This is a genomic window from Peribacillus sp. NPDC097895 (assembly GCF_050277555.1).
Taxonomy (GTDB): Bacteria; Bacillota; Bacilli; order Bacillales; family DSM-1321; genus Peribacillus.
The window spans coordinates 936,159-962,562 of the sequence record NZ_JBNNSH010000002.1 but is presented as its reverse complement, the minus strand read 5'-3'; the positions used below and the strand labels follow the sequence as shown (position 1 = coordinate 962,562).

The following is a 26,404-nucleotide window of genomic DNA, read 5'->3' as shown; positions in this document are numbered from 1 at the left end:
TAGTAAGTAACTCTAGGATGCTTATGCTATTTTGTTTACTAGTCATAAAGTGTAGTAATTTGAAAAAACGGTATATAGAAATCGCTTTCATTTGAAGCTATAACTAAATTTTAATGTACACCTAAAACCCATTCTCCTAACTATTTAATAAATTGGGAGAATAAACGATGAAGCTTAAAAAGCAAGGTCTTAAATGTACTTTAAAGTTGTGCAATAATAGATTAATTTTGAACTAGTGTTTTTTCTTCACCTAATGCTTTTACTCCAGCTTTTAGAACTTCAATAATTCGATCTGTATCATAGATATTTCCGCGCCAAGTTCCTCCACTTACTGATTGAAGCGCAGCCCATAAGCGAGTATCATCTGGAAGACCAGGATCCGGTTTGAGGTCTGGATGAAGGTCACGTTCTTTCAAGACTTTAGTTGCCTTTTCTAAAGAAAGTCTTTCATTCTCAGTTCCAACAAAATTAACGGAACCCACTAACTGATTGCGATCAACAATGATTTCAATTACATCTCCATCACGCAATTTTCCAATCGGTCCCCCATCCAATGCCTCAGGTCCAATATGTCCAATACATGCGCCAGTAGAAACTCCCGAAAAACGCGCATCAGTAATCAAGGAGACATGTTTTCCAAAAGACAAATGTTTTAATGCCGATGTTAGTTGATATGTTTCCTCCATCCCGGTTCCTGAAGGACCACCGCCCATAACAACCATTATATCTCCTGCTTCAATGCCTCCTGTTTTAATAGCTTTTATAGCTGCCTTTTCTGAAGTAAAGACTTTAGCTTTTCCTGTATGTCGATACACTCCGTCTTCACCTACCACAGATGAATCAATGGAAGTTGATTTAATTACTGATCCTTCAGGAGCAATATTTCCTTTCGGGAATGTAACAGTAGAAGTTAGACCTTTTTCTTTTGCTTTGATTGGATCCATGATAATATCATCAGGATTAATCCCATCAATTTCCAACAATTGTTTCTTCATCATTGCACGTCTTTCTGATTTTTCCCACCAATCGAGGTTTGCACCAAGAGTTTCCCCGGTAACTGTTAGTGCATCTTCATGCAAGACACCTAATTTTCTTAAATGAAGCATAACCTCTGGAACCCCACCTGCTAGGAATACCTTAACGGTTGTGTGACCAACAGGACCATTTGGTAGTACATCGACTAAGCGAGGAACTTTCTTATTGATTCTAGTCCAATCTTCAACAGTGGGTATCTTACAATTAGCTGCATGAGCAATTGCTGGGATATGAAGTAATAAATTTGTTGAACCTCCGAAAGCTGCGTGAATCACCATAGCATTTTCTATCGCTTTATCCGTAATAATATCTTTGGTAGATATCTTTTTCTTTTCCAATTCTAAAGCTGCACGTGCTGATTGCTTAGCCATCTCCATCCATATTGGCTGACCTGAAGGTGCTAGTGCTGAGTGAGGTAAAGCCATTCCAATGGCTTCTGCAACTACTTGGGAGGTGCCAGCTGTACCAAGAAATTGACATCCTCCTCCCGGTGTAGCACAAGCACGACATCCGAGATCGGCAGCTTCTTGTAAAGTAATTTCGTTGTTTGCGTATCTTGCCCCAATTGTTTGAATCTTTCCTGCGTCCTCTCCATTTGTAGGTGGAAGAGTAACACCTCCAGGGACAATGATAGTTGGCAAGTTGTGCATGGACGCTAGAGCGACCATCATTGCTGGAAGACCTTTATCACATGTAGCTACCCCAATAATTGCACGACGCGTAGGCAATGAGCGAATTAATCTTCGATAAACTATAGCTGCATCGTTTCGAAAAGGAAGGGAATCAAACATACCGGTAGTTCCTTGAGAACGGCCATCACATGGATCACTTACGAATCCTGCAAAAGGAACCCCTCCTTGTCTACTAATCTCTTCAGCTGACGCCTTCATTAATAAACCTATTTCCCAATGGCCAGTATGATAGCCTAATGCAATTGGAGTACCATCATCATTCCTAATTCCACCTTGAGTACCGAGGATTAGAACTTGTTTTCCAAGGAGGTTTGAAGGTGCCCATCCCATTCCAACATTTTGGGATAATCCAAAAAGGTCACCACTTGGTGAATCTAGCAACATTTCTGATGTAAGTGGGAGTGAACCATCTGCCCCTTTTGAATGAGTTTGAACTTTGTAAAGAGATACATCCTCTTCGCCAATTATCGATTGCAATGACATATGTATTCCTCCGTTAATAAGATTTTTTTATTTTTAAAAAATGTTGCTCACATAATTTTCTGTTAACTTTTAACTTTTGTTTTATATTATAAAACGAAGTTTATCTATATTAAACTTTTGCTGCTATTTAAAATAATCACATTTTTTCTGAAAAGTCAATTAACTTCACAAAGCCAAATATAGTGTAAGATTTCATGTTAGTTACAAGAAACTCTTCATTTAACTCGTATCTACGTTAGTATCTAATTGTTTTAAAAAAACAGAGGGTATAATTGTAAAAAATACTACTATTAAAATTTTAACTTTTATAAATCTTACGTAGATAATTGTATGACTTAATAACCCTTGCTTTGTGGAATGAGAATGATAATGAATTCTTTACAATTTTTCTTTGGCCGAAAGATATCCATTTATTTAATTATGTTACTTGACTTTTTTTAAAAACTAGTATTATATTTGAATTGTAAGAATAGTTTGAAATGGTAGAAGTGAGTTTTATAATATAAAACAAGTAGGTGAAATTCATGCCTGTTATTCAATCAGTAGATCGTGCTCTTCGTATTCTCGATTTGTTTGACGAGCATACAACAGAATTGAAAATAACAGATATAAGTAATCAGTTAGGACTTCACAAAAGCACTATTCATTCTTTATTGAAAACGCTATTAAATCATGGCTATATCAGTCAAAATCCTGAGAACGGAAAGTATGGATTAGGAATGAAGCTCTTTGAAAGAGGAAACTATGTCATTCAGTCTTTAGACGTTAGAGATTTATCAAAAAAATACTTAATGGATTTATCGGTAAAAACCGGACAGACTGCCCACTTAGTTATACTAGACGGCAAAGAAGGAGTTTATATTGATAAAGTTGAAGGTCCTATGGCTGTTATTCGTTATTCAAAAATAGGGAAACGAATTCCACTTCATTGCTCCGCGGTTGGTAAAGCTCTAATAGCTTTTAAAGACCAGGAAGAAATTAAAAAAAATCTAAATGAATATGTTTATTTTAAACAAACTGAATTTACCATTACAGGTGAACCTGAATTTTTGCGTGAGCTTCAACAAGTTCAATCTCAAGGGTACGCAGTTGATAACCAGGAAAACGAGCCAGGTGTTCGCTGTATTGCAGCACCTATTCGAAATCATGAGAATAAAGTTATTGCAGCTATTAGCCTTTCTACACTTATAGCTAGTATAGATGAGGCTCAGCTAGGAATTTTTATTGAACAACTGAAACAGGCAGCTTTCCAATTATCAGAAGAAATGGGAAATGGGATACCAATTTCATAGAAGTGGTTCCCTTCTCTTTTGTCTATATATCAAAACTTAGTTTTATAATATAAAACAATTAGGAGGCTATTTTTATGCGTATTATCCGATATTTAAATGAGCATTCAAAAACAATTCTAGCTGCTGTTACAAATGAGGGAAAAGTATACCCTCTTCCTCAAGAAGGATTGATTGAATTAATCCAACAGGCAAACGAACAAAATGTATCTCCACTCTCTTTTGTGGAATTTACTATTTCCAAGTCAAAGCCTATTCCATACTCTGTGGAAGATTTATCGTTAATGGTTCCTATTGTAGCTGAAGAAGTATGGGCCTCCGGTGTTACATATGAGCGTAGTCGCGATGCACGTAACTATGAAGCAACAGGTGGAAAGCTTGATGCAACTACTTTCTATGACAAGATATATGAGGCTGAACGTCCAGAAATTTTCTTTAAGTCTACGGCTGCTCGTACAGTTGGTCCAGGACAGGATGTTTATATACGTAGTGATTCTAATTGGCAAATTCCTGAGCCAGAACTGGGCCTTGTTATTAATCGAGATGGTGAAATTCTTGGATATACGATTGGAAATGATATGAGTTGTCGTGACATTGAAGGTGAGAATCCTCTTTATCTACCACAAGCAAAAATGTGGAAAAATTCTTGTTCCATTGGACCGGCAATTCTCCTTGCAGAGTCTGTGGAAGATCCTTACAATTTCGACATCACATGTCGAATCTACCGCAATGATGAGCTTAAAGTAGAGGGAAAAGCGAATACTAACCAGTTAAAAAGGAAATTTGATGAATTAATAGCTTTCCTCATTCGCGACAATGAAATTTTTGACGGTACAGTATTATTGACTGGTACATGTATTATTCCATCAAATGACTTTACCTTATTAGATGGCGATCAAATTGAAATTGAAGTCTCTAACATTGGTGTCTTGAAAAATAGTGTAAAGTTACCCAATAAAATATTAGTTTGAGTAAATCAGATAATACACTAATCATACAGAAAGATCCTCATTGAATTCTAAGAGAAACACTGGTTTAACGATAGTTATCTAACTATTCAATGAAATTAACTACAATAAAGACGTTGGCATTCAATGTTTCAGGATTAAGCAAACTATTTCAAGAAATATGGGGGTATATAAGATGAACGTAAAAACTGACGAAAAAACGTATTTAAACTATATCAATGGTAAATGGGTAACTGCTTCTATTCAAAAGGTTGAAACTAGTATCAATCCAGCCAATCATCATGAAATCATAGGTTATGTACAACAATCTGAAAAAGAAGATTTAGATTACGCTGTTCTTGCTGCGAAGGAAGCACAAGCTTTCTGGGGGAAGCTATCTGGTGCTGCCCGTGGAGAGTATTTGTATAAGGTCGCGAACGCACTCGAGCAACGTATTGATGAAATTGCGGAAACGATGACTCGTGAAATGGGAAAAACTTTTCTGGAAGCAAAAGGGGAAACAGCTAGAGGTGTCGCTATCCTTCGTTATTATGCAGGAGAAGGGATGAGAAAAATAGGTGATGTGATTCCTTCATCGGATTCTGAAGCACTGATGTTCACTACTCGTGTTCCCCTTGGAGTTGTAGGTGTTATCACCCCTTGGAATTTCCCAGTGGCAATCCCTATCTGGAAAATAGCACCGGCACTCATCTATGGAAATACAGTTATTCTTAAGCCAGCTAAAGAAGCCGCAGTAACCGCAGCCAAAGTAATAGAATGTTTTGACGAGGCAGGTCTTCCGATGGGTACTATTAATATGGTAACAGGCCCTGGGTCTGTCATTGGTCAAGCGATTACTAATCACCCGGATATTAATGGAATTACATTCACAGGATCTGATGCGGTTGGTAAATTAATTGGACTAGGAGCTCTAAAGCGTGGCGCTAAATATCAGTTGGAAATGGGTGGGAAGAATCCTGTAATTGTAGCCAATGACGCTGATTTAGAAGAGGCAGTAGAAGCAACTATTAATGGAGGCCTCCGTTCTACGGGACAGAAATGTACAGCTACAAGTCGTGTAATCGTACAAAGTGGAGTTTACGAGCAGTTCAAAAATAAACTTATTGAAAAGATAAAGGAAATAAAAATTGGGAATGGTTTAAAAGAAGATGTATGGATGGGGCCATGTGCAAATGAGAACCAGCTTAATACAGTACTTTCTTACGTAAAGAAAGGAATAGAAGAGGGCGCAACATTGATTTATGGCGGTAAACGTATGGAGGAATCTGAATTAGGCAATGGATTCTTTATGGAACCTACTGTCTTTGAAAATGTTAGTAATAGAATGTCTATTGCCCAAGAGGAAATTTTCGGACCAGTGCTTGCCCTTATCAAAGTTGAAACTTTAGAAGAAGCATTACAAGTTGCAAATGACGTGAAATTTGGACTAAGTGCTTCTATTTTCACAAAAAATATTGGTCACATGCTTTCTTTTATTAATGAGATGGATGCTGGTCTCGTACGTATTAATGCTGAATCTGCTGGAGTTGAACTGCAAGCCCCATTCGGGGGAATGAAACAATCTAGCTCCCACTCTCGTGAGCAAGGACAAGCTGCAATTGAGTTTTTCACTTCTATTAAAACCGTATTTGTAAAGTCATAAATGATTTTTTTAGAAGACTGTCTTCTATATACAATACAGATATGTTCTTGCTATTAATTATGTTCTCATGAAATAAACCTAGTTAAAAAACAAACCCTCAAAAACTTATAATTGATACTTAGAAAAGTGCATAAAAGCAATAACTCTTATGCACTTTTCATAGTGGAGGTGTACCTACTTCTGGTAGTAACATCATGATAATTATGCTTTTTCAATTCTTGATCCAAAGCACTTTGAACTTTTGAAGTTTCTTGGAAATGTCTATGATGTAGACCGTATTATAGAGATTTTAGAAGTTGGTAAGAAAGCGTTTACAAATAATTCGCATACACGTGAGGAAATTTCGAAAAAATTAAGTTAAGTAAAATTGAAAGCTATTTTAAACTTAAGCAACTTAATGATAAACGATCTATGAGATGTAATAATAATTTCAAATTAGTTTATGCCTTTAATTGATCGATAAGGAGGAGAAAAAATGGCTGAAAACCTAAAGATAGAAGAATTAACATCATCAGGCCAAACCCCAACTGTACCAGGGGAAAATATAGGGCTGGTAGAAAAAATAGGATATGGTACTGGAGATTTAGCAAGTAACTTTATATGGACAGCAATGACTACTTTTATCGTTTACTATTATACGGATGTTATTGGCATTGCAGCAGGTATAATAGGTTCGATTATGCTATTCTCTCGTATTTTTGACGGTGTTGCGGATGTCCTGATGGGATACATTATTGATAAGACAAAGTCTAAGCACGGGAAAGCACGTCCTTGGTTGTTATGGTTATCGATTCCGTTTGCTATCTCAGCAGTGCTCCTATTTATGGTGCCTAATGTTAGTACAGTTTGGCAAGTTATTTATATAACTATTACATATAATGTTGTTAGTTTGGTCTATACAGGATTAAATGTCCCTTATGGAACAATGAATTCGTTAATTACGCAAGATCAATACCAAAGGTCAGTTTTGAATGTCTTTCGTATGAGTCTTGCATTAGTTGGTACACTGATTGTAAGTAATTTAACACTGCCATTGGCAAACTTTTTTGGTGGACAGCGATTTGGTTGGGTATTAACCTTTTTAATCTTTGGATTGATAGGTAGTTCTTTATTTTATCTTTGCTTTAGAACTACCAAAGAGAGAGTTAGGCCTGCAAACAAGGAACAACAAGTTAAAACTGTTCCACTCAAAGAAAGTCTAAAAACATTAGGGAAAAATAAATATTGGGCTCTTGCAACAATCTTCATTTTACTCACATATATTTTCAATGCACTTAACTCAGGGTCGGTAATATATTACGCTGAATATATTTTAGATAATACGTTATTAGTAGGATTAGTTACGACAGCTTATACGATTTTCATTCTTGTAGGAATGGTTATTGTTGCCCCAATTACCAAACGGTTTGGTAAAAGGAATGCTATTATTGTCGGTGAATTAATTACGATCTTGGGATATTTAGTTATGTTAATTGACGTCACTAGTGTGACCTTTATTGTGGCTGGAACAATAATTAGAGGGATAGGCAAAGCTCCGATTAACGGAAGTATGTTTGCATTGCTTGGCGATACAATTGAATATGGCGAATGGAAAACAGGTATTAGAAATGAAGGAATGGTCTATAGTGGCGGCAGTATGGGGATAAAAGTAGGTAGTGGACTTGGTGCTGCGATAATTGGTTGGGTACTAGCCTTTGGTGGTTATGTTGGTAATAGTGCAGTACAAACCGATGCAGCATTGCTTTCTATCCAAACGATATTCATTTACATCCCAATGGGTATCACCATATTGATTCTTTTCATTATGCCTTTCTATGACCTAGATAGAAAATACCCACAAATCATTTCGGATTTAAAAGCACGAAATGCCTAATATCAATTTGAAATTATAGATCAATCCAAAATAATTTGGTTAGGGCCTAGAACCTTAGGAATCTTTTAGATGCCATTTAAAGCTGATTTATATGAACTCTAGGTCCTACCTAGGAGAGGGGAAAATAATTAATGAGCAAAATAATAAATCCAGTACTCCCAGGCTTCCATCCAGATCCATCCATTTTAAGGGTAGATGATGATTATTACATTGCCGTCTCCACGTTTGAATGGTTTCCGGGGGTTCAAATCTATCATTCAAAGGATATGGTAAACTGGAGACTGCTTACCTATCCGCTGACACGCGAATCCCAATTAAACATGATTGGAAATATGAACTCTGGCGGTGTTTGGGCACCTTGTTTAACCTATTCCGATGGACTCTTTTATTTAATTTATACGGACGTAAAAAGTAGAATGGGGGCCTTCAAAGATACTCACAACTACATGGTAACCGCTGAAAATATCGAAGGTCCATGGTCCGAACCAATATACTTAAATAGTAGTGGTTTTGATCCATCTTTATTTCATGAAGACGATGGTACAAAGTGGTTAGTAAATATGATTTGGGATCATCGTAAAGGGAACAATTCTTTTGCAGGAATTGCGCTTCAACAATATTCTGTTGAAGAAAAGAAACTCGTAGGCCCAGTTAAAAATATTTTTAAAGGTTCAAGCATAGGGTTAACCGAGGCACCTCATATTTATAAAAGAAATGGCTACTATTATTTAATTACTGCGGAAGGTGGCACATGGTATACACATGCTGTGACTGTCGCCAGATCTAGATCCTTATTTGGTCCTTATCAACTAGATCCTAAGAACCCGATACTGACATCGAATCAGGATGAATTGGATCAATTACAAAAGGGTGGACATGGTAGTTTAGTAGAAACACAAAATGGTGAATGGTATATGGCTCATTTATGTGGACGGCCGGTTGTTGATAAAAAATGTATATTAGGCCGTGAAACGGCGATTCAAAAATGCTATTGGACGGATGATGATTGGATTAGAGTAGAAGGTGGTCCATACCCGCAATTGGTAGTAGAGGCACCAGATTTACCAGCCCATCCATTCGAACAGGAAAGTAATTATGATGACTTTAATGGGAATACGTTAAAAAAATACTGGAATTCATTGAGGAGAGCATTTTCAGAAGATTGGGTATCCCTTATCGAACGTCCTGATTATTTACGGTTAAAAGGTGGCGAATCGATGCAATCGATGCATCACCAAAGCCTTTTAGCGCGAAGATTAGAAAGTTTTTATATTGAGGCTGAAACAGCTGTAGAATTTAAACCTGAAAATTTTCAACAAATGGCTGGCCTGATCGTTTATTATGACACCGATGATTATGTATATCTTCGTGTTACAGACCATGAGCAATATGGTAAGTGCTTAGGAATTATTGAAACAAAGCATGGAAACTATGATGAATTGTTAAAAGAGGATATTCCACTAACTGCTAATTCAACAACATTAAAAGCAAGGATTGAAAATGAACGGCTACAGTTTTCCTTTGCTGATGGACAAGGTGAATGGCAGTCGATTGGACCAAAGATAGACATCAGTCATCTTTCGGATGATGATGCAGACTATATTCGTTTTACTGGTACATTTGTCGGAGTTTGTGTTCAAGATTTGAGTGGTCAGGCATTAAATGCTGATTTTGAGTATTTTCATTATAAAGAGTATAGAAATGTAGAGGAAAAAAGCGAGAAGCTCTTTAGAAGTTTAAGTTAACTTCCCTATTTAAATTGTGGAAACTAGTGTTGCATTAATCAAATTGATTATTAAAAATACTGGCTCTAGTGCAAATTATGACCTGTTAGAAACATAAAATCAGATGAGCTATTTGTTCAGACTAGTGATGAAGAGAAAAAGATATTCGTTTTGGAGGAAATAAAAAGACGTATCCCGTGCTTACCATAAGTAGTTTTAAAACAAGTATAGAAGAGGACGATAGGATGTTCCATCAACGTTGGGGACTGTTTACCGGGGTGCTTTTAACATTAAGAAAAAAGAATTTTTAGAGAATTATTGACATTTTCAAGTGGAATAAATATATTAAACCTATATACTTTATTGGAATTAGAATGTGTTGGCTAACTGGAAAACCGGAGGCTCCTAAATTCACCGAATGGTGAAAGTGGGGGTCTATTTTGTTTACTAAGGAGGGGAATATCCGATCATGTTTTATACATATCGGTCCAATAGAGTGGGATAAGATGTAATCAGTCTTTAAGTGGACCTTCATTTAGACTCTGAAATCATATTCGAATAGGATGCCGACTAGACTACTGGAGGCCTTCGTTTAATTGAAAAATTAATCGAGGGTCTTTTGTGTTTAAGAGCCTCATTAATAAAGGAGATTAAAAAAATGAAAATGACTCGACAGGCCTTATTTTTAGCATGGATTGGTGCATTGCTTGTACTGGCTGGATGCTCGGCAGGGAAGGCCGTAGAAAAAAAAAGATGGGTATGAAAAAGTGGAACTGAAGTATCAAAGGATAAAAGCTGTAATCAACATACAAAAGTGCAATAATTGTATTGAAAATCCTTTTATACTTCAACTAATCTCCACTTCTATTGAATAAGCAGTAAAAGAATTTTTCGGAATATTTCAACCTTTTCAAATGAATACTAATATGCTACCATACAAGTAGTTGTATCGTGATATATTAAGCGAAGAGGGTGGGAATTTGAATATTGATTCAAAAATGCAAACTGGCTCAACAAGAGATCACATCTATTCTCTATTAAAAGAAGAAATATTAAAATTTCGACTTTTACCGGGTGATAAGATTTCTGAAAAAGAAATCTCGGATAAATTTAAAGTAAGTCGAACACCAGTTAGAGAGTCCTTTATTCAGCTATCACAAGAGGGATTATTAGATATTTATCCTCAAAAGGGGACATGCGTTTCGTTAATTGATTTAAATCTTGTAGAAGAAGGACGTTTCATGAGAGAGCATTTAGAGATTGCAGTTATTCAATTAGCTTGTGAGGTATTTCCGCAGGAAAAGCTATTCTCATTAGAAATGAATTTAAAGATGCAAGAAATGTGCATGCAGGAAAAAAATTATGAAAAGCTCTTTCAACTAGATGAGGAATTTCATCAAACAATTTTTGAAGGTTGTAAAAAAGGAAGCATTTGGTATGTTATTCAAAACATGAACATGCATTTTAAACGATTACGTATGTTAAGATTAGCAACAAATTTAAATTGGGGAGGGATATATAACCAACATGTGCTTATTGTAGAAGCCATTAGAAATAAAGAGCCGGAAGTCGCTGTAAAAATGATGAAGGAACACTTAACAATGGTTATATTTGATCAAGAAACACTTAGAAAAGAATACCCTACGTATTTTAAGTAACAAATTTCAATGAAATAATATCTCTGAGTTTTTTTGTAAGCGTTATCTTTTGCGTTCAATCACAAAAAGCTTAAAAATTGTTACGGTTATTAGGTGTTTTATCATTTAGAACTAGTCAAGTATTATTGAATCTAGGGTGTATACGAGTCTTAGAGGCCTTAAGTTATGAAAATGGTAAAATCATCAAACATCGCTTTTGGACATAAAATATGGTGAAAGTGAAGAAGATGTAGATTAATATTAAGTCAATATGGAACCTCCAATCTTTTGTCACGATCCTCCTTCATGAAATTAGAGTTCCCGCAATATCAGTAAGACCAGGCAAAGTTTCTTCCATTTTTTTTGATTTAATTTAAAGAATATTCACGAAATTAAAGATGGCCAATGATGGAATGAAAATTTGGTTGAATGGGTTGTCAAAAACGACTCTTATACGATCATCGACAAGGTATACGAGGTTGAAATCTTTTCAACGCTTATTCCTTTCATTTTCATAGGTGAATCTATAGAAAAAAGTCTATCGGGTTAAGGAATAATTATCCATGCAGCAACTTTATTAAATCTTCTATGTAAACAACTAGATGAGGTTTTACGTCGTTAATTATATATGTACAAAACTCATTGGTGGCAATCTTCTTGATGGAAGTCTCCAAAAACAACTACCATACAAGTATGTTAGTGTGGTAGTTGTTGCTTTATAGGATTCAGGATAACTAGCTATTTTAGCGATATTTGTTAGCGGCATTAGTTTTTTGCGGTCTATAAATACTTAACAAAATTAAGTAATTTTAGTTAGAAATTCATTTTGAAAGGTTTTCCTTTCAAGACATTTATCAGATTAGGGGGAAGAATAATGTTCAGGAAATATCGATGGTTTATCATCTTTTTATTGTTTCTTGCAGGAGCTTTTAATTATATGGATCGGGTGGCCTTTTCGGTAGCGGCTCCCTTTATCTCAAAAGAATTCAATTTAACTCCTTCACAAATGGGGTTATTATTCAGTAGTTTCTTTCTAGGTTATGCCATTTTCAATTTTATTGGTGGATATTTAGCCGATCGTTTTGGACCACGAAAAGTGTTTGGGGGGGCTTTGGGACTTTGGTCGATTTTTGTTGGTGTTACGGCAGTAACATATAATTTTACTTCGTTATATATTTCTAGATTATTCTTTGGTTTTGCAGAAGGACCTGTTGCAACAACGTCAAATAAAATGGTTAACAACTGGTTTCCGGCAAAAGAAAGGGCCAGTGCTATAGGAATATATACAGCTGGAATGCCATTGGGTGGAGCAATAGCAGCACCTCTTGTAGGTCTGGTTTCTATTCAATATGGATGGAGAACAGCTTTTATTGTTTTAATGATTTTAGGACTAATTCTAACCTTTTTTTGGATGAAATTAACAAAAGATTATCCGAAACAGCATCCAAAAGTTTCGGAAGCTGAGTTAAAGGAGATTCTACAAGGTCAAGATACTGTTTCGGACCCATCAAGCGCAGAAAAATTAAGTCTTTGGAAAACAATTAAACACCCGACGATTTTATTTACTGCTGTTGCATTTTTTGCCTACAACTATAATAATTTCTTTTTCCTCACTTGGTTCCCGAGTTATCTAACAGATGCAAAAAATTTAACTGTCCATGACATGAGCATTGTAACCATTATTCCTTGGCTAGTTGGGGCAATCGGATTATTCTTTGGTGGATTTATTTCTGATTACATTTATAAGAAAACAAAAAAATTAATGTTTTCGCGTAAGGTGATTCTAGTGACAGGGTTATTTGGATCGGCTATATGTGTAGGTTTTGTGGCTATAGTTGAGACTGCAACTGCTGCTGTAGCATTGATGGCAATTGCTGTCTTTTTCCTTTACCTAACAGCTATGATCTATTGGGCAATTATTCAAGATACGGTTCCTAGCAATAACGTCGGAACAGCTGGTGGTTTTGTCCATCTTATTTCAAATATATCTGGGATTATTGCACCAACGGTTACAGGCTTTCTTGTACAAAGTACAGGAAGCTTTAGCATCGCCTTTTATTTAGCAGCCACTTTAGCGATTTTGGGGGCATTGGTAGTAGTCTTTTTTGTAAAACCGATTAAAACAGCAAAAGAGAAAAAACTCAGCCAAATATCTATGTGACCCGATGAAATCACCAAAAAAGAAATTAGTGATTCCAATATTTAGTCATAAAGCAGATGAAATGGTATGAAAGAGTTTTCTATAAATAACATGTGGATGAGCTAGATTTAAAAAAGAGAGCCAACCTTTAAATGAAGTGATCCCAAAAAGTTAGACACTTTATTTAATTAGGCAGCCTTGCAGGCATGAACCCTGTCATCTACCCGGCTCATGCCTTATCAATGGTGAAAGTAGAAAAGGAATAAAATCATTTTGTTCCTTTTCTTACAGAAATTTATCTAAAAATGAAAACGTTTTACCTATTTCAGTTTTACATAACTATTTATATAGGAGGCGTTACAAATGGTTAGAAAGAATAAAGAAGTTACACTCACGAGGAGCGTTGGCTTCGGGTTAACGGATATGATGGGCGGAGGAGCATTTACAATTATTGGAGCTTGGCTATTATTTTTTTATATCAAGTTTGCTGGTTTAACTCCAGTGGAAGCCGCTTCCATTATTGCCATTGCCCGGATTGTGGATGCAGTCGTAAGTTTATTTATGGGGAGCTTTTCCGATAACTTTTTCAAATTTAAATTGGGAAGAAAATTTGGCCGACGAAGATTTTTCTTACTGGTTGGTTCGCCGTTAATGCTTGTTTACGGTTTACTATGGGTAACAGGAATGAATTATTTCTACTATCTCTTCAGTTACTTAATGTTTGAAATAATAGCAGCGATGGTGCTGATTCCTTGGGAAACCCTTCCTTCAGAAATGACAAAAGATTTTAATAAAAGAACGAAATTATCAACAGCTAGGATGTTTATTTCAGGTCTTGGTACTTTTTTGGCAACCTTTATTCCAGGTCAATTATTTAGTGCTTTAGGACAGGACAATCCGAGGGCTTTCCTAGCCAATGGCGCATTTTTTGCGGTTGTTTTTGCGGTTTGTGTATTTATTTCTTTTCGCTCGACATGGGAAAGGGAAGTTTCACCTGAAGCTATGCAACAATACATCGATCAAAAGAAAGTGAACAAAAGCTTTGGTGAGAGTTTAAAAGCAATTGGTCAAACATTAGTTGATTTTGCTTCCACTTTCAAAGTGAAAAGTTTCCGTAAACATTTACTCATTTATATTTGCTCGATGACGGCTAAAGATGCTTTTAATGCTGTGTTCGTCTTCTATTGTGTATATGCATTGAATAGTACAACAGCCGTTGCAGCAAATTTACTTTCATTTAGTGTTATTGGACTCCCAGGTGCAATCGTTTATGGATTTTTAATGATTAAGATTGGACCGGCTCATTTATTTAAAATTTCCTATTCTACCATGATTCTTTGTCTATTAGGATATGGAGCTGTTTATTTACTCCATCCAAGTAACCTAATCCTTACTTTAGGTATTATCTCGTTCATCTATCAAATCGGAAGAAGTATGTTAGAATTTATCCCTTGGAATGTATTTCCGTTTATTCCGGATGTTGATGAAATGATTACGCAACAAAGACGGGAAGGTATTTTTGCATCAGTAATGACATTTTTCAGAAAATCTTCCGTTGCACTTGCCACTTTACTAGTTGGGGCAATCCTGGAGAGTGGAGGATTTGTTCAAAAAGCTGCCACACAGCCAGTTAGTGCTGTTCACACCATTGTAGGTATTATGATTTTTGGGGTAATTGGATTACTTCTAATTGCTTTGATTGCATCCTTCACATTTAAATTAAATAAAGAAACACATGGTATTCTTGTTGATGAAGTAAATCGCTTGAAAAACAACGGTTCCAAAGAAAATGTTGATCCAAAAACAAAAGAGGTCGTAGAAGCACTTACTGGCTATAAATATGACAAGCTATGGGGTGGCAATACTTTAGATGTCCTTCCTCGTGCGAAGACTAATTAATAGGAGGAATCAATCATATGAAAACTTTTATGAACAAAGATTTTTTACTGCAAACCGAAACAGCAAAAAAATTATATCATGACTATGCTGCTAAAATGCCGATCTATGATTATCATTGCCACTTAAACCCACAAGAAATCTATGAAAATAGAACATATAAAAATATGACTGAATTGTGGTTAGAGGGCGATCATTATAAATGGCGTGCGATGCGGGCAAATGGCGTAGATGAATATTATATTACAGGTGAAGCCGATGACTATGAAAAATTTGAAAAATGGGCTGAAACCGTTGAAAAATTAATTGGCAATCCGCTTTATCATTGGACACATATAGAATTAAGAAAATACTTTGATTTGAATACTATCTTAAAAAGAGCTACTGCAAAAGAAATTTGGAATACATGCAATGCAATGCTACAGAACCCGGATTTTTCGTCAAGAGGTTTGATTGAACGCTCAAATGTAAGGTTGATCGGTACGACTGACGACCCGATTGATGATTTACGTTATCATAAGTTGTTGCAAGAAGTTAAAGAATTTTCAACAACTGTTTTGCCAGCGTTTCGGCCGGACAAAGTCATGGCGATTCAAGATCATTATTGGGCAGATTATGTAGGAAAGCTAGGAAATATGACTGGAATTCAGATTACAAATTATTCAAAACTAGTGGATGCCTTAGAAAATAGAATGGATTACTTTACTGAAATTGGGTGTAGATTATCTGATCACAGTATAGAGACCGTTGTTTATGAAATCTCCACGTTACAAGAAGTAGATGCCATTGTGGAAAAGGCTTTGAATAAACAGGCCATTTCATTAAAGGAAAACAATCAATTTTTAACGCGATTACTAGTAAGTTTGGGGAAAGCTTATAGCAGGAGAGAGTGGGTCATGCAATATCATATCGGAGCATTAAGAAGTGCCAATTCCCGTCTTTTCCGTGCGTTAGGTCCAAATGTGGGATGTGACTCCATGAAAGATGACCCAATTGCTGTTCCTCTATCCCAATTGCTGGATGAGCTCGATAAGGATCATCACCTACCTAAAACGATTTTATATGGTCTGAATCCCAATGATAATGAAACGTTGGCTACCATGGCAGGTAATTTTCAAGAAGGTGGAACCCCGTCAAAAGTTCAGTTTGGTTCAGCATGGTGGTTCAATGATCATACTGATGGCATGGTTGCTCAAATGAAAACACTCGGTAATTTGGGGGTGTTATCTAGATTTGTGGGAATGTTAACAGATTCCCGTAGCTTTTTATCATACAGCCGCCATGAGTATTTCAGAAGAATTTTGTGCAATATCTTTGGGAATTGGGTTGAAAATGGGGATTATCCAAATGAAATAGAATGGTTAGGTGAAATTGTCCAGGATATATCCTACAACAACGCATTAAACTATTTTGAGTTTCAACTAAAGTGAACAATTGCGTCATTGGTTTAAAGATAAATAGTTAAAACTAATGACGTAAAAAATGAAATGGGGTAATCCAATTGCTTCTATCTACCAGCTTGTTCAAATGGACGAGCTAATTTATTCTTCATATTACCTGATTTTTTTCCTGGTGTAACACCTTTTGGATAAGATTTTCTACGATTTTAATCAATAGTTAATAGATATACCTTGGGATAATGGAGGTTATCAGCTGTAGAATAATGTCTCTTTTATGGTCTAAATCTGCAAATTTTTTAGTTCTGGCGCAATAACTTCAAGATAATTCCAATTAATCGCTATATCTTGGACATACTGATACTATTACTCTTAAAAAGGTGTATGATCGGTATGAAAAAAGAAGATTTGCTCAAATGAAGCGTGGCTTATCCCTGGCCCATACAACTATTATGCGTTGGGTTCATCAATATGGAACTCAATTAGATAAAAGAGTACGTCGTCATCTTAAGCCAACAAATGACTCTTGGAGAGTCGATGAAATGTATATCAAAGTAAAAGGTCAATGGATGTATTTATATCGTGAAGTCGATTCAGAAGGGAATCCCATTGATTTTTACCTAAGTGAATCAAGAGATAAACAAGTAGCCAAGCGCTTTTTCAAGAAAGCATTGGCTACTTTTCATGTTTGTAAACCTCGTGTCATAACAGTGGATAAAAATCCAGCCTATCCTGTAGCGATTCAAGAGTTAAAAGAAGAGAAACTCATGCCTGAGGACATACAAATAAGGCAAGTTAAATATCTCAATAATATGGTAAAACAGGATCATCGTTTTATAAAGAAGCGAGTTCGTTCTATGTTAGGGTTGAAATCATTTCGTACAGCTACTTACATACTGAGTGGTATAGAAGCCATGCAAATGATTAAAAAGAAACAGGTTCATCAAGGGGTGAAGTCTGCCCAAAATCAAAAATAATTTATCCATAAATTATTTGAAGTAGCTTCGTAAGTTAGCAATTTAAAGGAAACCACACTCTATGTTTCTAACGATTATAGAAGGATTTCTTACAAGAAATGAACCGAATGGGATTTGTAGTCCAGCAGCTATTTTCCACAGTATCGCTACAGTTGGATTCGAGCTACCTCGTTCAATTTGTCCGAGCATAGGTTTACTAACACCAGTCAGTTCAGCAAGGTCGTCCAAGGATAATTTACGCCGTTGACGATAAAAACGTAAACGTTGACCAATTTGAATTGATAAATTTTTTTCCATATAAAACCCTACACGTCTTGTTCACTAGGTGCTTGTTCAGCCCCCCAGATGAAGTATTTATATTATATAATGATAGTGACAAAAGGAGGATGTTCAGATGGTATATAACTCGGCAGCAGAACTTTGTGAAGGGTTTGGTTATCCGCCCGTTCACGTTAAATTGACGATAGAGATCATCGATAAGAGATTGGGACCTGTAAAGGCAGAAGCGGAGATTGCCATCAAGCCTGTTAAGGCAAAGGGATATCTGGAAGTATTGGTGGAAGAATTGGAATCAGAGCATATCTTTGCCGATGAAAATGGCAGTATCTATGGCAGCTTCGGCATCGATCAAAGCATCCAGATATATGATGAAGTCCTGACTACCATTCCGTTCGAAGAGATAATGGGAAATGAAAATTGGAAAAAGACAGTTGAGGAATCCATCACGGTGGATAAACTAAAGGATCAACTGGGGAAATCCCTAAATGATTATCAATTCAGTGATTTGAGCGGGAAATATAAATTCAGGAAAAGATGTACGATAACAGAACTCCAATTCATAGATTAAACGATAAAAGGAGAAGGCGATATGCTTTCTCTTTTTTCGATCATTTTACATATGCTCTTGCCCATGATATCTTTCCCTATCATAATCAAGTGCTTGCAGTGACTCAATCTGTGAGAACCTTTAACCATACACAATGTCAAGGAGAGCTCAATAAGGTTTTTAATGGTTTCAACTTGCATTTATTATATAGCTTTACATAGGTTAATATATTGTTAAGGGGTTTTACAAGAAAAAGAAACGAATATTTTAAAAGATAATAAGGAGAATATATGAAAATTGGTTTGGTACGTCATTTTAAGGTGGCACATGAATTCCCAACAGGGAAATCCGTGACTGCGGATGATATGAAGCAATGGTTCATGGACTATGATGCAGCAGATATAATTTACGGAACGACTTTATTACGAGCTGAGGAATGGCAGGAATGTTATTGCAGCGATATGTCGAGAGCGGTCAAGACTGCAAAACATATCTACCCTGGCACGGTTCATCGGATGGAGGAACTGCGGGAAATACCTTCCCCCCCCCTTAAAGGAAAGGTAAAGCTGCCGTTCATCCTTTGGGCCATCTGGATTCGATCCTGCTCGTTGATTAACAAGCAGACAAGAGCGGAAATTAAAATCGCTGAGCGACGGATCAATAAAGCATTGGACGAAATTTTTGCAAAGGGGGAAAGGGATGTTCTGATCGTGAGTCATGCCGCACTCATGGTATATATGAGAAAAGAGCTGATAAGACGGGGGTTTGCCGGTCCGAAATTCAAGATTGCCAGCAATGGAAGGCTGTATGTATTCGAAAGATAATCAAGGATATCCCGACAAAAAAAGTATGTCTGGTACACGTTGAACATTTAATGATCTTAAGAAAGATATAGTCATTTTCCGAATAGTTATTCTTTTTCCGATGGTTGTGGTTTATTATTGTAATAGTGTAATTTTTATCGAATTCAATAATAGGGGAAGAGGGTGTGCATTTTGGTGAAGGCAGTTTTTTTTGACTTAGATGATACATTGCTTTGGGATCAGAAAAGTGTGAAAGAGGCTTTTGTAGCCACATGTGAAGTGGCTAGGGAAAAATATGATTTAAATGTCGATGAGTTTGAAGAAGCGGTTCGGAAAGAAGCGCGTGAGCTTTACTCTTCTTACGATACATATGCATTTACTCAAATGATCGGAATCAACCCATTTGAAGGACTATGGGGGAATTTTCAAGATGATCATGATGAATTCCGGAAGATGGCAGGGATTGTACCGACATATAGGAAAGAAGCGTGGACGAGAGGCTTGAAGGCATTAGGGATCAATGACCCTGCATTTGGGCTTGAACTGGCAGAACGTTTCCCTGCAGAGAGACGTAAAAAGCCATTTATCTATGAAGAATCATTCCGTGTGTTAGATGAATTAAAAGGGAATTACAAATTGCTTTTGCTGACGAATGGTTCGCCTGAACTACAAAATACTAAACTTGAAATTACGCCAGAACTCGTTCCTTATTTCGACCAAATCGTCATTTCAGGAGCATTTGGACGCGGTAAACCGGATGCATCCATCTTTGAGCATGCTTTGGAAATCATGGAGCTGGATAAGGATGAAGTATTGATGGTTGGCGACAATTTAATGACCGATATCCTTGGGGCATCACGAGTGGGCATAAAGTCGGTTTGGATAAATCGACATGATAAGGAACGGAATGAAGTGCTTCCAACCTATGAAATCAAGCATTTGGAGGAGCTTTTCCCCATCCTTGAAGGTTTGGAAAAATAATGATGGGTCCCCTCCAAGTAACAAATTTTGGAGGGATTCATTAAAATATATAGGCCTTTGCAATTATTTACAGAATCAAAAGGGTGATATATAGTTACCCTGTAATCAATTAAATTATTCAGACTAGGGGTGTCCAATATAAGTTGGGCTGAGAGAGAAGCGCGTAAAGCTTCTTAACCCTCAGGACCTGATCTGGTTCATACCAGCGTGGGGAAGTTAGAATCTACTTAACAATGACATTTCATTTGGTCATTTCTGTAGTCATACTAACGTTAGCCGGGTCTTAATTATGAGATCCGGCTTTTTCGTGCGAAATGGATTGGATTTTGTCCTTTTTAAATGAAACTTAAAAAGGAGAAATGAAATCATGATGAGTAATTCAGTAAATGACATGAACGTTTCAATTATGTCCAGTTTTGCAGGGAGTAAAAAAGTGTACGTAGAGGGATCTAGACCTGATATTAAAGTGCCTATGCGTGAAATTAAGTTAAGTCCGACTACAGGGGCATTCGGTGAAGAGGAGAATCCACCTTTACGAGTTTATGACACAAGCGGTTCCTATACGGATTCCGAATATCCGATTGATATTCAGAAAGGTCTTGATCCGATTAGACGCAACTGGATCCTGGAACGTGAGGATATTGAAGAGTATGAAGGACGTGAAATAAAACCCGAAGATAACGGTTATAGAAAAGTGGAGCCACAATCCAATGCCGATATTTTTCCGGGATTGAAAAGGAAACCTTTGCGTGCAATGAAAGGAAACAATGTAACCCAGCTCCATTATGCACGTAAAGGAATCATTACCCCTGAAATGGAGTTCATTTCAATCAGGGAAAATGTTGCCCCTGAGTTTGTAAGAGAAGAGGTAGCCAGCGGGCGGGCCATCATTCCGGCAAATATTAACCATCCTGAAAGTGAGCCTATGATCATCGGGCGTAATTTTCACGTTAAAATAAATGCGAATATTGGAAATTCAGCTGTTAGTTCATCGATCGAAGATGAAGTGGAGAAAATGACTTGGGCTACACGATGGGGAGCCGACAACATAATGGACCTTTCCACCGGCAAGAATATTCACACAACACGTGAATGGATTATCAGGAATTCGCCTGTTCCAGTTGGGACCGTTCCTATATATCAAGCATTGGAAAAAGTGAATGGAGTTGCGGAAGATTTAAATTGGGAAGTTTTTCGGGATACTTTAATCGAGCAGGCCGAGCAAGGTGTCGATTACTTCACCATACATGCTGGAGTGTTATTGCGATATATCCCATTAACGGCAAAGCGGGTTACGGGAATCGTTTCCCGAGGGGGATCGATCATGGCTCAATGGTGTTTGGCCCACCACCAAGAAAGCTTCCTTTATACTCATTTTGAAGAGATTTGTGAAATCATGAAGGCATATGATGTTTCTTTCTCATTAGGAGATGGTCTTCGTCCTGGATCGATTGCAGATGCAAACGATGAGGCGCAATTTGCAGAATTGGAAACACTGGGGGAACTGACGAAGATTGCTTGGAAACATGATGTTCAAGTCATGGTGGAGGGACCCGGGCACGTGCCGATGCATTTGATTAAGGAAAACATGGATAAGCAGCTGGAGGTCTGTCAAGAAGCCCCGTTCTATACCCTTGGGCCTTTGACAACGGATATAGCTCCTGGCTATGATCATATTACATCTGCGATCGGTGCTGCCATGATTGGTTGGTTTGGTACGGCGATGCTCTGTTATGTGACACCGAAAGAGCATCTTGGACTTCCGAATAAAGAGGATGTTCGAGTAGGGGTCATTACCTATAAAATTGCTGCACATGCAGCTGACCTTGCAAAAGGCCATCCGCATGCACAAAAAAGAGACGATGCCCTTTCGAAGGCCAGATTCGAGTTTCGTTGGAGAGATCAATTCAATCTTTCTCTCGACCCTGAACGTGCGGTTGAATATCACGATGAAACACTACCGGCTGAAGGTGCCAAAACAGCTCATTTCTGTTCCATGTGCGGACCTAAATTCTGCAGTATGAGAATCTCTCAGGATATCCGTGATTTGGCAAAAGAAAAGGGTCTCGGTTTTGAGTCTGTAATCGATGAAGGACTTAAAGAAAAAGCGAATCAATTCAGGAAAACGGACGGAAAAATCTATCAATGATTTGGACGAAAGGGAGAATTCGATGAATCGGGTAATCCAGATAAAAGATGAAATGAAACAGTTGGAAAGCCAATTAGATCAGCTGAAAAAAGAGCTGAACATCTTTCGGGAAAATTGTAATCATGAATTTGTAAAAACTGATTATAGTCAAGAATGCACAAAGTGCCACTTAATCGAAAGTCTGCAATGGTAGTGATTCCTTAATCTGCTTTGTTTGTCATATTGGAATATCAGTCATCATGATGAAGGGATTGTTTGTAATTTTTCCACATATGGCAATTAATTTCGGCTTCGAGCAAATAAAGAGGGATAGGACAAACTGTCCTATCCCTTACTCCATTATTGTTTCATTTGGTTTATTTCCTGGATGCATTCCTGGACGAGAGTTACGGCCTGACTCATGGTTGCTCCTCCGCCAAATGCTGCAGTCACTCCAATGGCTTCAAGGATTTCCTGTTCTGAACAGCCTTGGTCAAGACATCCTTTAGTATGGTAGATAATGCAGTATTCATCTTGAGAATATAAGCTTATTCCGAGGGCGATAAGCTGTTTTTCTTTCTGGGTTAATTGGCCTTCTTTAAAGCACTCTTCCGTAAACGAGTTGAATTTCTCAGCGAGATCTGGCATTTTTTCCGTAAAGACACCAAGTCCAACTTTATAATCGTAAAGAGCATTTTCAGTAGAACTCTTAGCTTCAAATTCCATTTTCCATTCAGCTCCATCCTAAATTTTTTCATCAAAAATTAGTATGAGCTAAATAATGTATGATTAATCAGGAACGAGGAGTTTACCGAAGTAATCATTGAACTATTCCTGCAACTGGACAAGTGATTCCCGAGGGCGGGTGGCTCTAAACCATTGATGGCAAAGTATGCAGATAAGTAAAAGGTCGATGGCATCGCCTGCATAGTACATTAACATTCCGCCATTCTCCGCTTGTGCCTTTATGACTCCGCTTGGTGGATGGGCATAGATATATTTAGAAAGAATATCATGTCCTGCCAGTGAAATGGCAAATACGATAGCTCGAAACATGAAGCTGAACTGATGTGACGTCGGGTCCATATATATCATCGAGGCAGTGAATAGATAGCCAGCAATGAACACGTGAACATGCACCAAAGCATGTAAAAGGATATTCTGTTGCATCAAACCATACAATCCAGTCGTATAGAGTATCCATAGCCCTCCAATATTAAGGATGGAGGCTATGATGGGGTTGCTTAAAATTACGAATGGCCAACTTCTCAGCACCCCCGAAAGGCCAACTTCTCAGCACCCCCGAAAGGCGTCTGGCCGATTGGACATCCAGTGTTCGCAGAAGAAGAGTAAGGGGGGCAGCGAACATCAGTAAAATGGGTGCAATCATTCCAAGAAGTAAATGACCAACCATATGTGCCGTGAAGTCCAAATGCGCTCGATTGGCTATGGGGCCGATAATGGCAGAAGCGGCACAGATGATGCCTAGAATCCAAAAGAATGTACGGGATAATGGCCATTTTCTATAACGGCGTCTCGAAATAACGGCAGCAGCTATATAGATCACTATTATAAGCACAAATAGAATCAATAAAATCGTTTCAAAGCCAGCTCCATTATCATGAATATGATCATTACTGTGCATGTCAATCGTCTGCTTTCGTTTTAAGTAAGTTGCGACGTGTTCGAATGACGAGGGTGATGCCGATCAAAACCATCGCGATGGCTGTAACGTTCCAAATCAAGTCATATGGGAGAATATCGACATTGTAACGAATCTGATGGAGTCTTAGTAGCTTGTGCTGGATGATTCCATCATATAATTGAAAAGAACCTGCCCCGAGCAATACTCCCCCTGTCCACCTTTTCAGCCATATTCCTTTTCGGCGGCGAAGGTCGGCGAACATGAACAAAGACCCGACCGTCGCGAACCAACTAAGAGCATGAAATAAACCATCCGAGACAAGCCCGATATTGGATGTGGATTTATCATAGAAGTGATGCCAATGTAATAGTTGATGAAAGATGGCCTCATCGATGAATGCCACCAATCCGATCCCGAATAGTAAACCGGACCATAGATTACGAGCGGAATAAGTATAACGTAATTCTGAAATGGATTGATCTTTTTGATTACGGGGCTTGAAATCCAATTTCCATCCTCCTTATAGGTTTCTTTGTTATGGATAATTTTTCTATATAAGGTTCCTTCTACTTTACCCTGTAAAGTGAAGTTATAGACAGGTAAATGGACCTTTTATCTCTTTCTTTATTATCGAGAATTTTATACATTCAGTTCCCGCATAGCATAATGGTATCTTAATCATTTGCTTGTTGATATTTTTTGGAGTAGCATAGTTTCCAACTTCATGACAAACCAGGTAAACACAAATTGTTAAATTGTAAGGGGTGGGGGAAATGAAAGATGTAGAGGTTAAACAACCGGGTGGGGCAGAACAGTTACTATTTCAGGAATTTTCTAAGCTCATGCTGGAAAAAAGCGGAATGCTCCGCCGTTGATAGAACGGATATATTCTTTCGACGAGGAAGTACCAAAAGCTACAAATCATCAAGGCGTGGATGTCATTCTGGATTTTATCGGTGCTTCATAATGGGAGAAAAATCTTAAAAGCATAAAGACTGATGGTCGCTGGGTACTTATCGGCATCCTCGGTGGAACTCTTTTAAAACGGTTTCAATTAAAAGGCACCCTATTAACTCCCAGGTGTGATGCATATAAAAAAGAAATAACGGAAGAATTCGTTACAAAGGCGATGCCTTTGTTCCTCCAAAATGAAATGAGGACAATCGTCGATCGAGTTTTCCCTTTTGAAGAAATAAAAAGGGCGCATGAACATATGGAAGCCAATAAAAACTTAAGTAAAATCATTTTACAGATAAATGAATGATTCAGAAGTTGCTTCAAAGATGAATGGAAGAGGCTGCCCGGGAATACAACATTATGGGGACCTTTTTTTATTGGGGAAGATAAAAACAGTGTGATATAATCCCTTATCTGTATGGCGGTACTGATAACGGCAGAGGATTGAAGAATGAAATGCAAAGAATAATAAATATAAAAAAAGTCCAGATACTCTTCATCTGTGTCTGACTTAAGGAGGGAATCGGGATGAATGATCTGAATGCATTATTCAGGAAAAGAATAGGAATCACTGGACATGAAAAACTGACGTTTGATAAATTAGATGAAATTCTTGATAAGACAGCGAGAACCATTCCTTTTGAAAACCTATCCATCATGGCATCTCATCTAAGTGATATCAACAAAGAGAATGTCGTGAACAAAGTCCTCGTGAGAAATGAGGGGGGATTATGTTATGAATTGAATACGGCCCTTTATTTTTTCTTGATGGAAAACGACTTTGATGTTTCCTTGGTCAGGGGTGTCATCTACAATCAAGGATGGATGACAATAGGCAGGACCCATGTCGTCATTCTTTTGAATCATGAGGGCCAAACCTATTTGGTCGATACGGGCTTTGGGGGGAATCTACCTTTAAAACCGGTGCCGTTAAAAGGAGAAGTTGTCATTTCTCGAAATGGTGAATTCAGGATAAAAAGAGAAGTTACCGACCATGGGGATCATATCCTTGAATTAAAACTGAAACATAAAGATCTCGATTGGAAAATGGGGTATGCTTTTGATTCTTCCATACATGTAGGGAATGTTGTGGAACTGAATGAGATTCAAACGATCATCAGGGAAAATCCCCAATCGCCTTTTAACAAACATCCATTAATCACCCGTCTGACAAACAGCGGGAATATCACTTTAACCGATACATCCTTTACACAGTGGGAAAATGGGAAAATGACGAAAGAAGAAATAGATGGCACACGATTCAAAGAGTTAATGAAACAATATTTTAATAGATAAGAGACAACAAAGACT

At 37.4% G+C, this 26,404-nt stretch carries 22 protein-coding genes, 1 pseudogene and 1 riboswitch; of the genes and pseudogenes, 17 read left to right on the top strand and 6 right to left on the bottom strand.

What is annotated here, in order from left to right:
- Positions 1 to 221: 221 nt before the first annotated feature.
- Positions 222 to 2,210 carry a YjhG/YagF family D-xylonate dehydratase gene (locus tag ACQKMH_RS15985; RefSeq protein WP_427588451.1) on the bottom strand — a complete coding sequence of 663 codons (1,989 nt, stop codon included), beginning with the start codon at positions 2,208 to 2,210 and terminating at the stop codon, positions 222 to 224.
- Positions 2,211 to 2,734: 524 nt separating this feature from the next.
- On the opposite strand from ACQKMH_RS15985, the gene ACQKMH_RS15980 reads away from it, so the two are divergent.
- From ACQKMH_RS15980 to ACQKMH_RS15935, 10 genes and pseudogenes are all read left to right on the top strand, one after another.
- Positions 2,735 to 3,502, top strand: coding sequence for an IclR family transcriptional regulator (locus ACQKMH_RS15980; protein WP_427588450.1), 768 nt, complete (start codon positions 2,735 to 2,737; stop codon positions 3,500 to 3,502).
- A 74-nt stretch (positions 3,503 to 3,576) separates the two neighbouring features.
- On the top strand, positions 3,577 to 4,470 hold the full coding sequence (locus ACQKMH_RS15975; protein ID WP_427588449.1) for a fumarylacetoacetate hydrolase family protein: 894 nt from the start codon (positions 3,577 to 3,579) through the stop codon (positions 4,468 to 4,470).
- 172 nt (positions 4,471 to 4,642) lie between these two features.
- Positions 4,643 to 6,109, top strand: coding sequence for an alpha-ketoglutaric semialdehyde dehydrogenase GucD (gene gucD, locus ACQKMH_RS15970; RefSeq protein ID WP_427588448.1), 1,467 nt, complete (start codon positions 4,643 to 4,645; stop codon positions 6,107 to 6,109).
- A gap of 475 nt (positions 6,110 to 6,584) precedes the next feature.
- Complete coding sequence (locus ACQKMH_RS15965; RefSeq protein ID WP_427588447.1) at positions 6,585 to 7,982, top strand: MFS transporter; 1,398 nt, start codon at positions 6,585 to 6,587, stop codon at positions 7,980 to 7,982.
- A gap of 131 nt (positions 7,983 to 8,113) precedes the next feature.
- Positions 8,114 to 9,727 carry a glycoside hydrolase family 43 protein gene (locus tag ACQKMH_RS15960; protein ID WP_427588446.1) on the top strand — a complete coding sequence of 538 codons (1,614 nt, stop codon included), beginning with the start codon at positions 8,114 to 8,116 and terminating at the stop codon, positions 9,725 to 9,727.
- 977 nt (positions 9,728 to 10,704) lie between these two features.
- On the top strand, positions 10,705 to 11,364 hold the full coding sequence (locus ACQKMH_RS15955) for a GntR family transcriptional regulator (RefSeq protein ID WP_427588535.1): 660 nt from the start codon (positions 10,705 to 10,707) through the stop codon (positions 11,362 to 11,364).
- Positions 11,365 to 12,217: 853 nt separating this feature from the next.
- Positions 12,218 to 13,504, top strand: coding sequence for an MFS transporter (locus ACQKMH_RS15950; RefSeq protein ID WP_427588445.1), 1,287 nt, complete (start codon positions 12,218 to 12,220; stop codon positions 13,502 to 13,504).
- A 342-nt stretch (positions 13,505 to 13,846) separates the two neighbouring features.
- Positions 13,847 to 15,382, top strand: coding sequence for an MFS transporter (locus ACQKMH_RS15945; protein ID WP_427588444.1), 1,536 nt, complete (start codon positions 13,847 to 13,849; stop codon positions 15,380 to 15,382).
- 17 nt (positions 15,383 to 15,399) lie between these two features.
- The gene (uxaC, locus tag ACQKMH_RS15940) at positions 15,400 to 16,809 is read left to right on the top strand and encodes a glucuronate isomerase (protein ID WP_427588443.1); all 1,410 of its coding nucleotides are present in this window, start codon (positions 15,400 to 15,402) and stop codon (positions 16,807 to 16,809) included.
- Between the two features lie 386 nt (positions 16,810 to 17,195).
- Positions 17,196 to 17,753, top strand: a pseudogene (locus ACQKMH_RS15935) (IS6 family transposase); the annotation flags it as partial.
- 42 nt (positions 17,754 to 17,795) lie between these two features.
- Here the strand turns inward: ACQKMH_RS15935 and ACQKMH_RS15930 are convergent.
- A complete protein-coding gene (locus tag ACQKMH_RS15930; RefSeq protein WP_427588442.1) occupies positions 17,796 to 18,050 on the bottom strand; it encodes a helix-turn-helix domain-containing protein in 255 nt (84 codons plus the stop codon).
- Between the two features lie 97 nt (positions 18,051 to 18,147).
- Here ACQKMH_RS15930 and ACQKMH_RS15925 point away from each other — a divergent pair, with 97 nt between their 5' ends.
- The 5 genes from ACQKMH_RS15925 (at position 18,148) to ACQKMH_RS15905 (ending at position 22,705) form a co-directional block, all read left to right on the top strand.
- A complete protein-coding gene (locus tag ACQKMH_RS15925) occupies positions 18,148 to 18,600 on the top strand; it encodes a hypothetical protein (RefSeq protein ID WP_427588441.1) in 453 nt (150 codons plus the stop codon).
- A gap of 269 nt (positions 18,601 to 18,869) precedes the next feature.
- Positions 18,870 to 19,403 carry a histidine phosphatase family protein gene (locus tag ACQKMH_RS15920; RefSeq protein WP_427588440.1) on the top strand — a complete coding sequence of 178 codons (534 nt, stop codon included), beginning with the start codon at positions 18,870 to 18,872 and terminating at the stop codon, positions 19,401 to 19,403.
- Positions 19,404 to 19,574: 171 nt separating this feature from the next.
- Positions 19,575 to 20,363 carry an HAD family hydrolase gene (locus ACQKMH_RS15915; protein WP_427588439.1) on the top strand — a complete coding sequence of 263 codons (789 nt, stop codon included), beginning with the start codon at positions 19,575 to 19,577 and terminating at the stop codon, positions 20,361 to 20,363.
- A 115-nt stretch (positions 20,364 to 20,478) separates the two neighbouring features.
- Positions 20,479 to 20,594, top strand: a riboswitch (TPP riboswitch).
- 136 nt (positions 20,595 to 20,730) lie between these two features.
- Positions 20,731 to 22,512, top strand: coding sequence for a phosphomethylpyrimidine synthase ThiC (gene thiC, locus ACQKMH_RS15910; RefSeq protein ID WP_427588438.1), 1,782 nt, complete (start codon positions 20,731 to 20,733; stop codon positions 22,510 to 22,512).
- A 22-nt stretch (positions 22,513 to 22,534) separates the two neighbouring features.
- On the top strand, positions 22,535 to 22,705 hold the full coding sequence (locus ACQKMH_RS15905) for a hypothetical protein (RefSeq protein WP_427588437.1): 171 nt from the start codon (positions 22,535 to 22,537) through the stop codon (positions 22,703 to 22,705).
- 146 nt (positions 22,706 to 22,851) lie between these two features.
- On the opposite strand, the gene ACQKMH_RS15900 is transcribed toward ACQKMH_RS15905, so the two are convergent.
- The 4 genes from ACQKMH_RS15900 to ACQKMH_RS15885 form a co-directional block, all read right to left on the bottom strand.
- Positions 22,852 to 23,217 carry a carboxymuconolactone decarboxylase family protein gene (locus ACQKMH_RS15900; protein ID WP_427588436.1) on the bottom strand — a complete coding sequence of 122 codons (366 nt, stop codon included), beginning with the start codon at positions 23,215 to 23,217 and terminating at the stop codon, positions 22,852 to 22,854.
- A 102-nt stretch (positions 23,218 to 23,319) separates the two neighbouring features.
- Entirely contained in the window at positions 23,320 to 23,766 is a 447-nt protein-coding gene (locus tag ACQKMH_RS15895; protein ID WP_427588435.1) for a cytochrome c oxidase assembly protein, read from the bottom strand.
- Complete coding sequence (locus ACQKMH_RS15890) at positions 23,708 to 24,136, bottom strand: cytochrome c oxidase assembly protein (RefSeq protein WP_427588434.1); 429 nt, start codon at positions 24,134 to 24,136, stop codon at positions 23,708 to 23,710. The genes ACQKMH_RS15895 and ACQKMH_RS15890 overlap by 59 nt, the downstream gene beginning before the upstream one ends.
- Before the next feature lies 1 nt (position 24,137).
- Positions 24,138 to 24,644, bottom strand: a complete 507-nt coding sequence (locus tag ACQKMH_RS15885; protein ID WP_427588433.1) for a DUF2243 domain-containing protein — start codon at positions 24,642 to 24,644, stop codon at positions 24,138 to 24,140.
- Positions 24,645 to 25,124: 480 nt separating this feature from the next.
- On the opposite strand from ACQKMH_RS15885, the gene ACQKMH_RS15880 reads away from it, so the two are divergent.
- The gene (locus ACQKMH_RS15880) at positions 25,125 to 25,400 is read left to right on the top strand and encodes a zinc-binding dehydrogenase (protein ID WP_427588534.1); all 276 of its coding nucleotides are present in this window, start codon (positions 25,125 to 25,127) and stop codon (positions 25,398 to 25,400) included.
- 221 nt (positions 25,401 to 25,621) lie between these two features.
- On the top strand, positions 25,622 to 26,389 hold the full coding sequence (locus ACQKMH_RS15875) for an arylamine N-acetyltransferase family protein (protein WP_427588432.1): 768 nt from the start codon (positions 25,622 to 25,624) through the stop codon (positions 26,387 to 26,389).
- Positions 26,390 to 26,404: the final 15 nt, after the last annotated feature.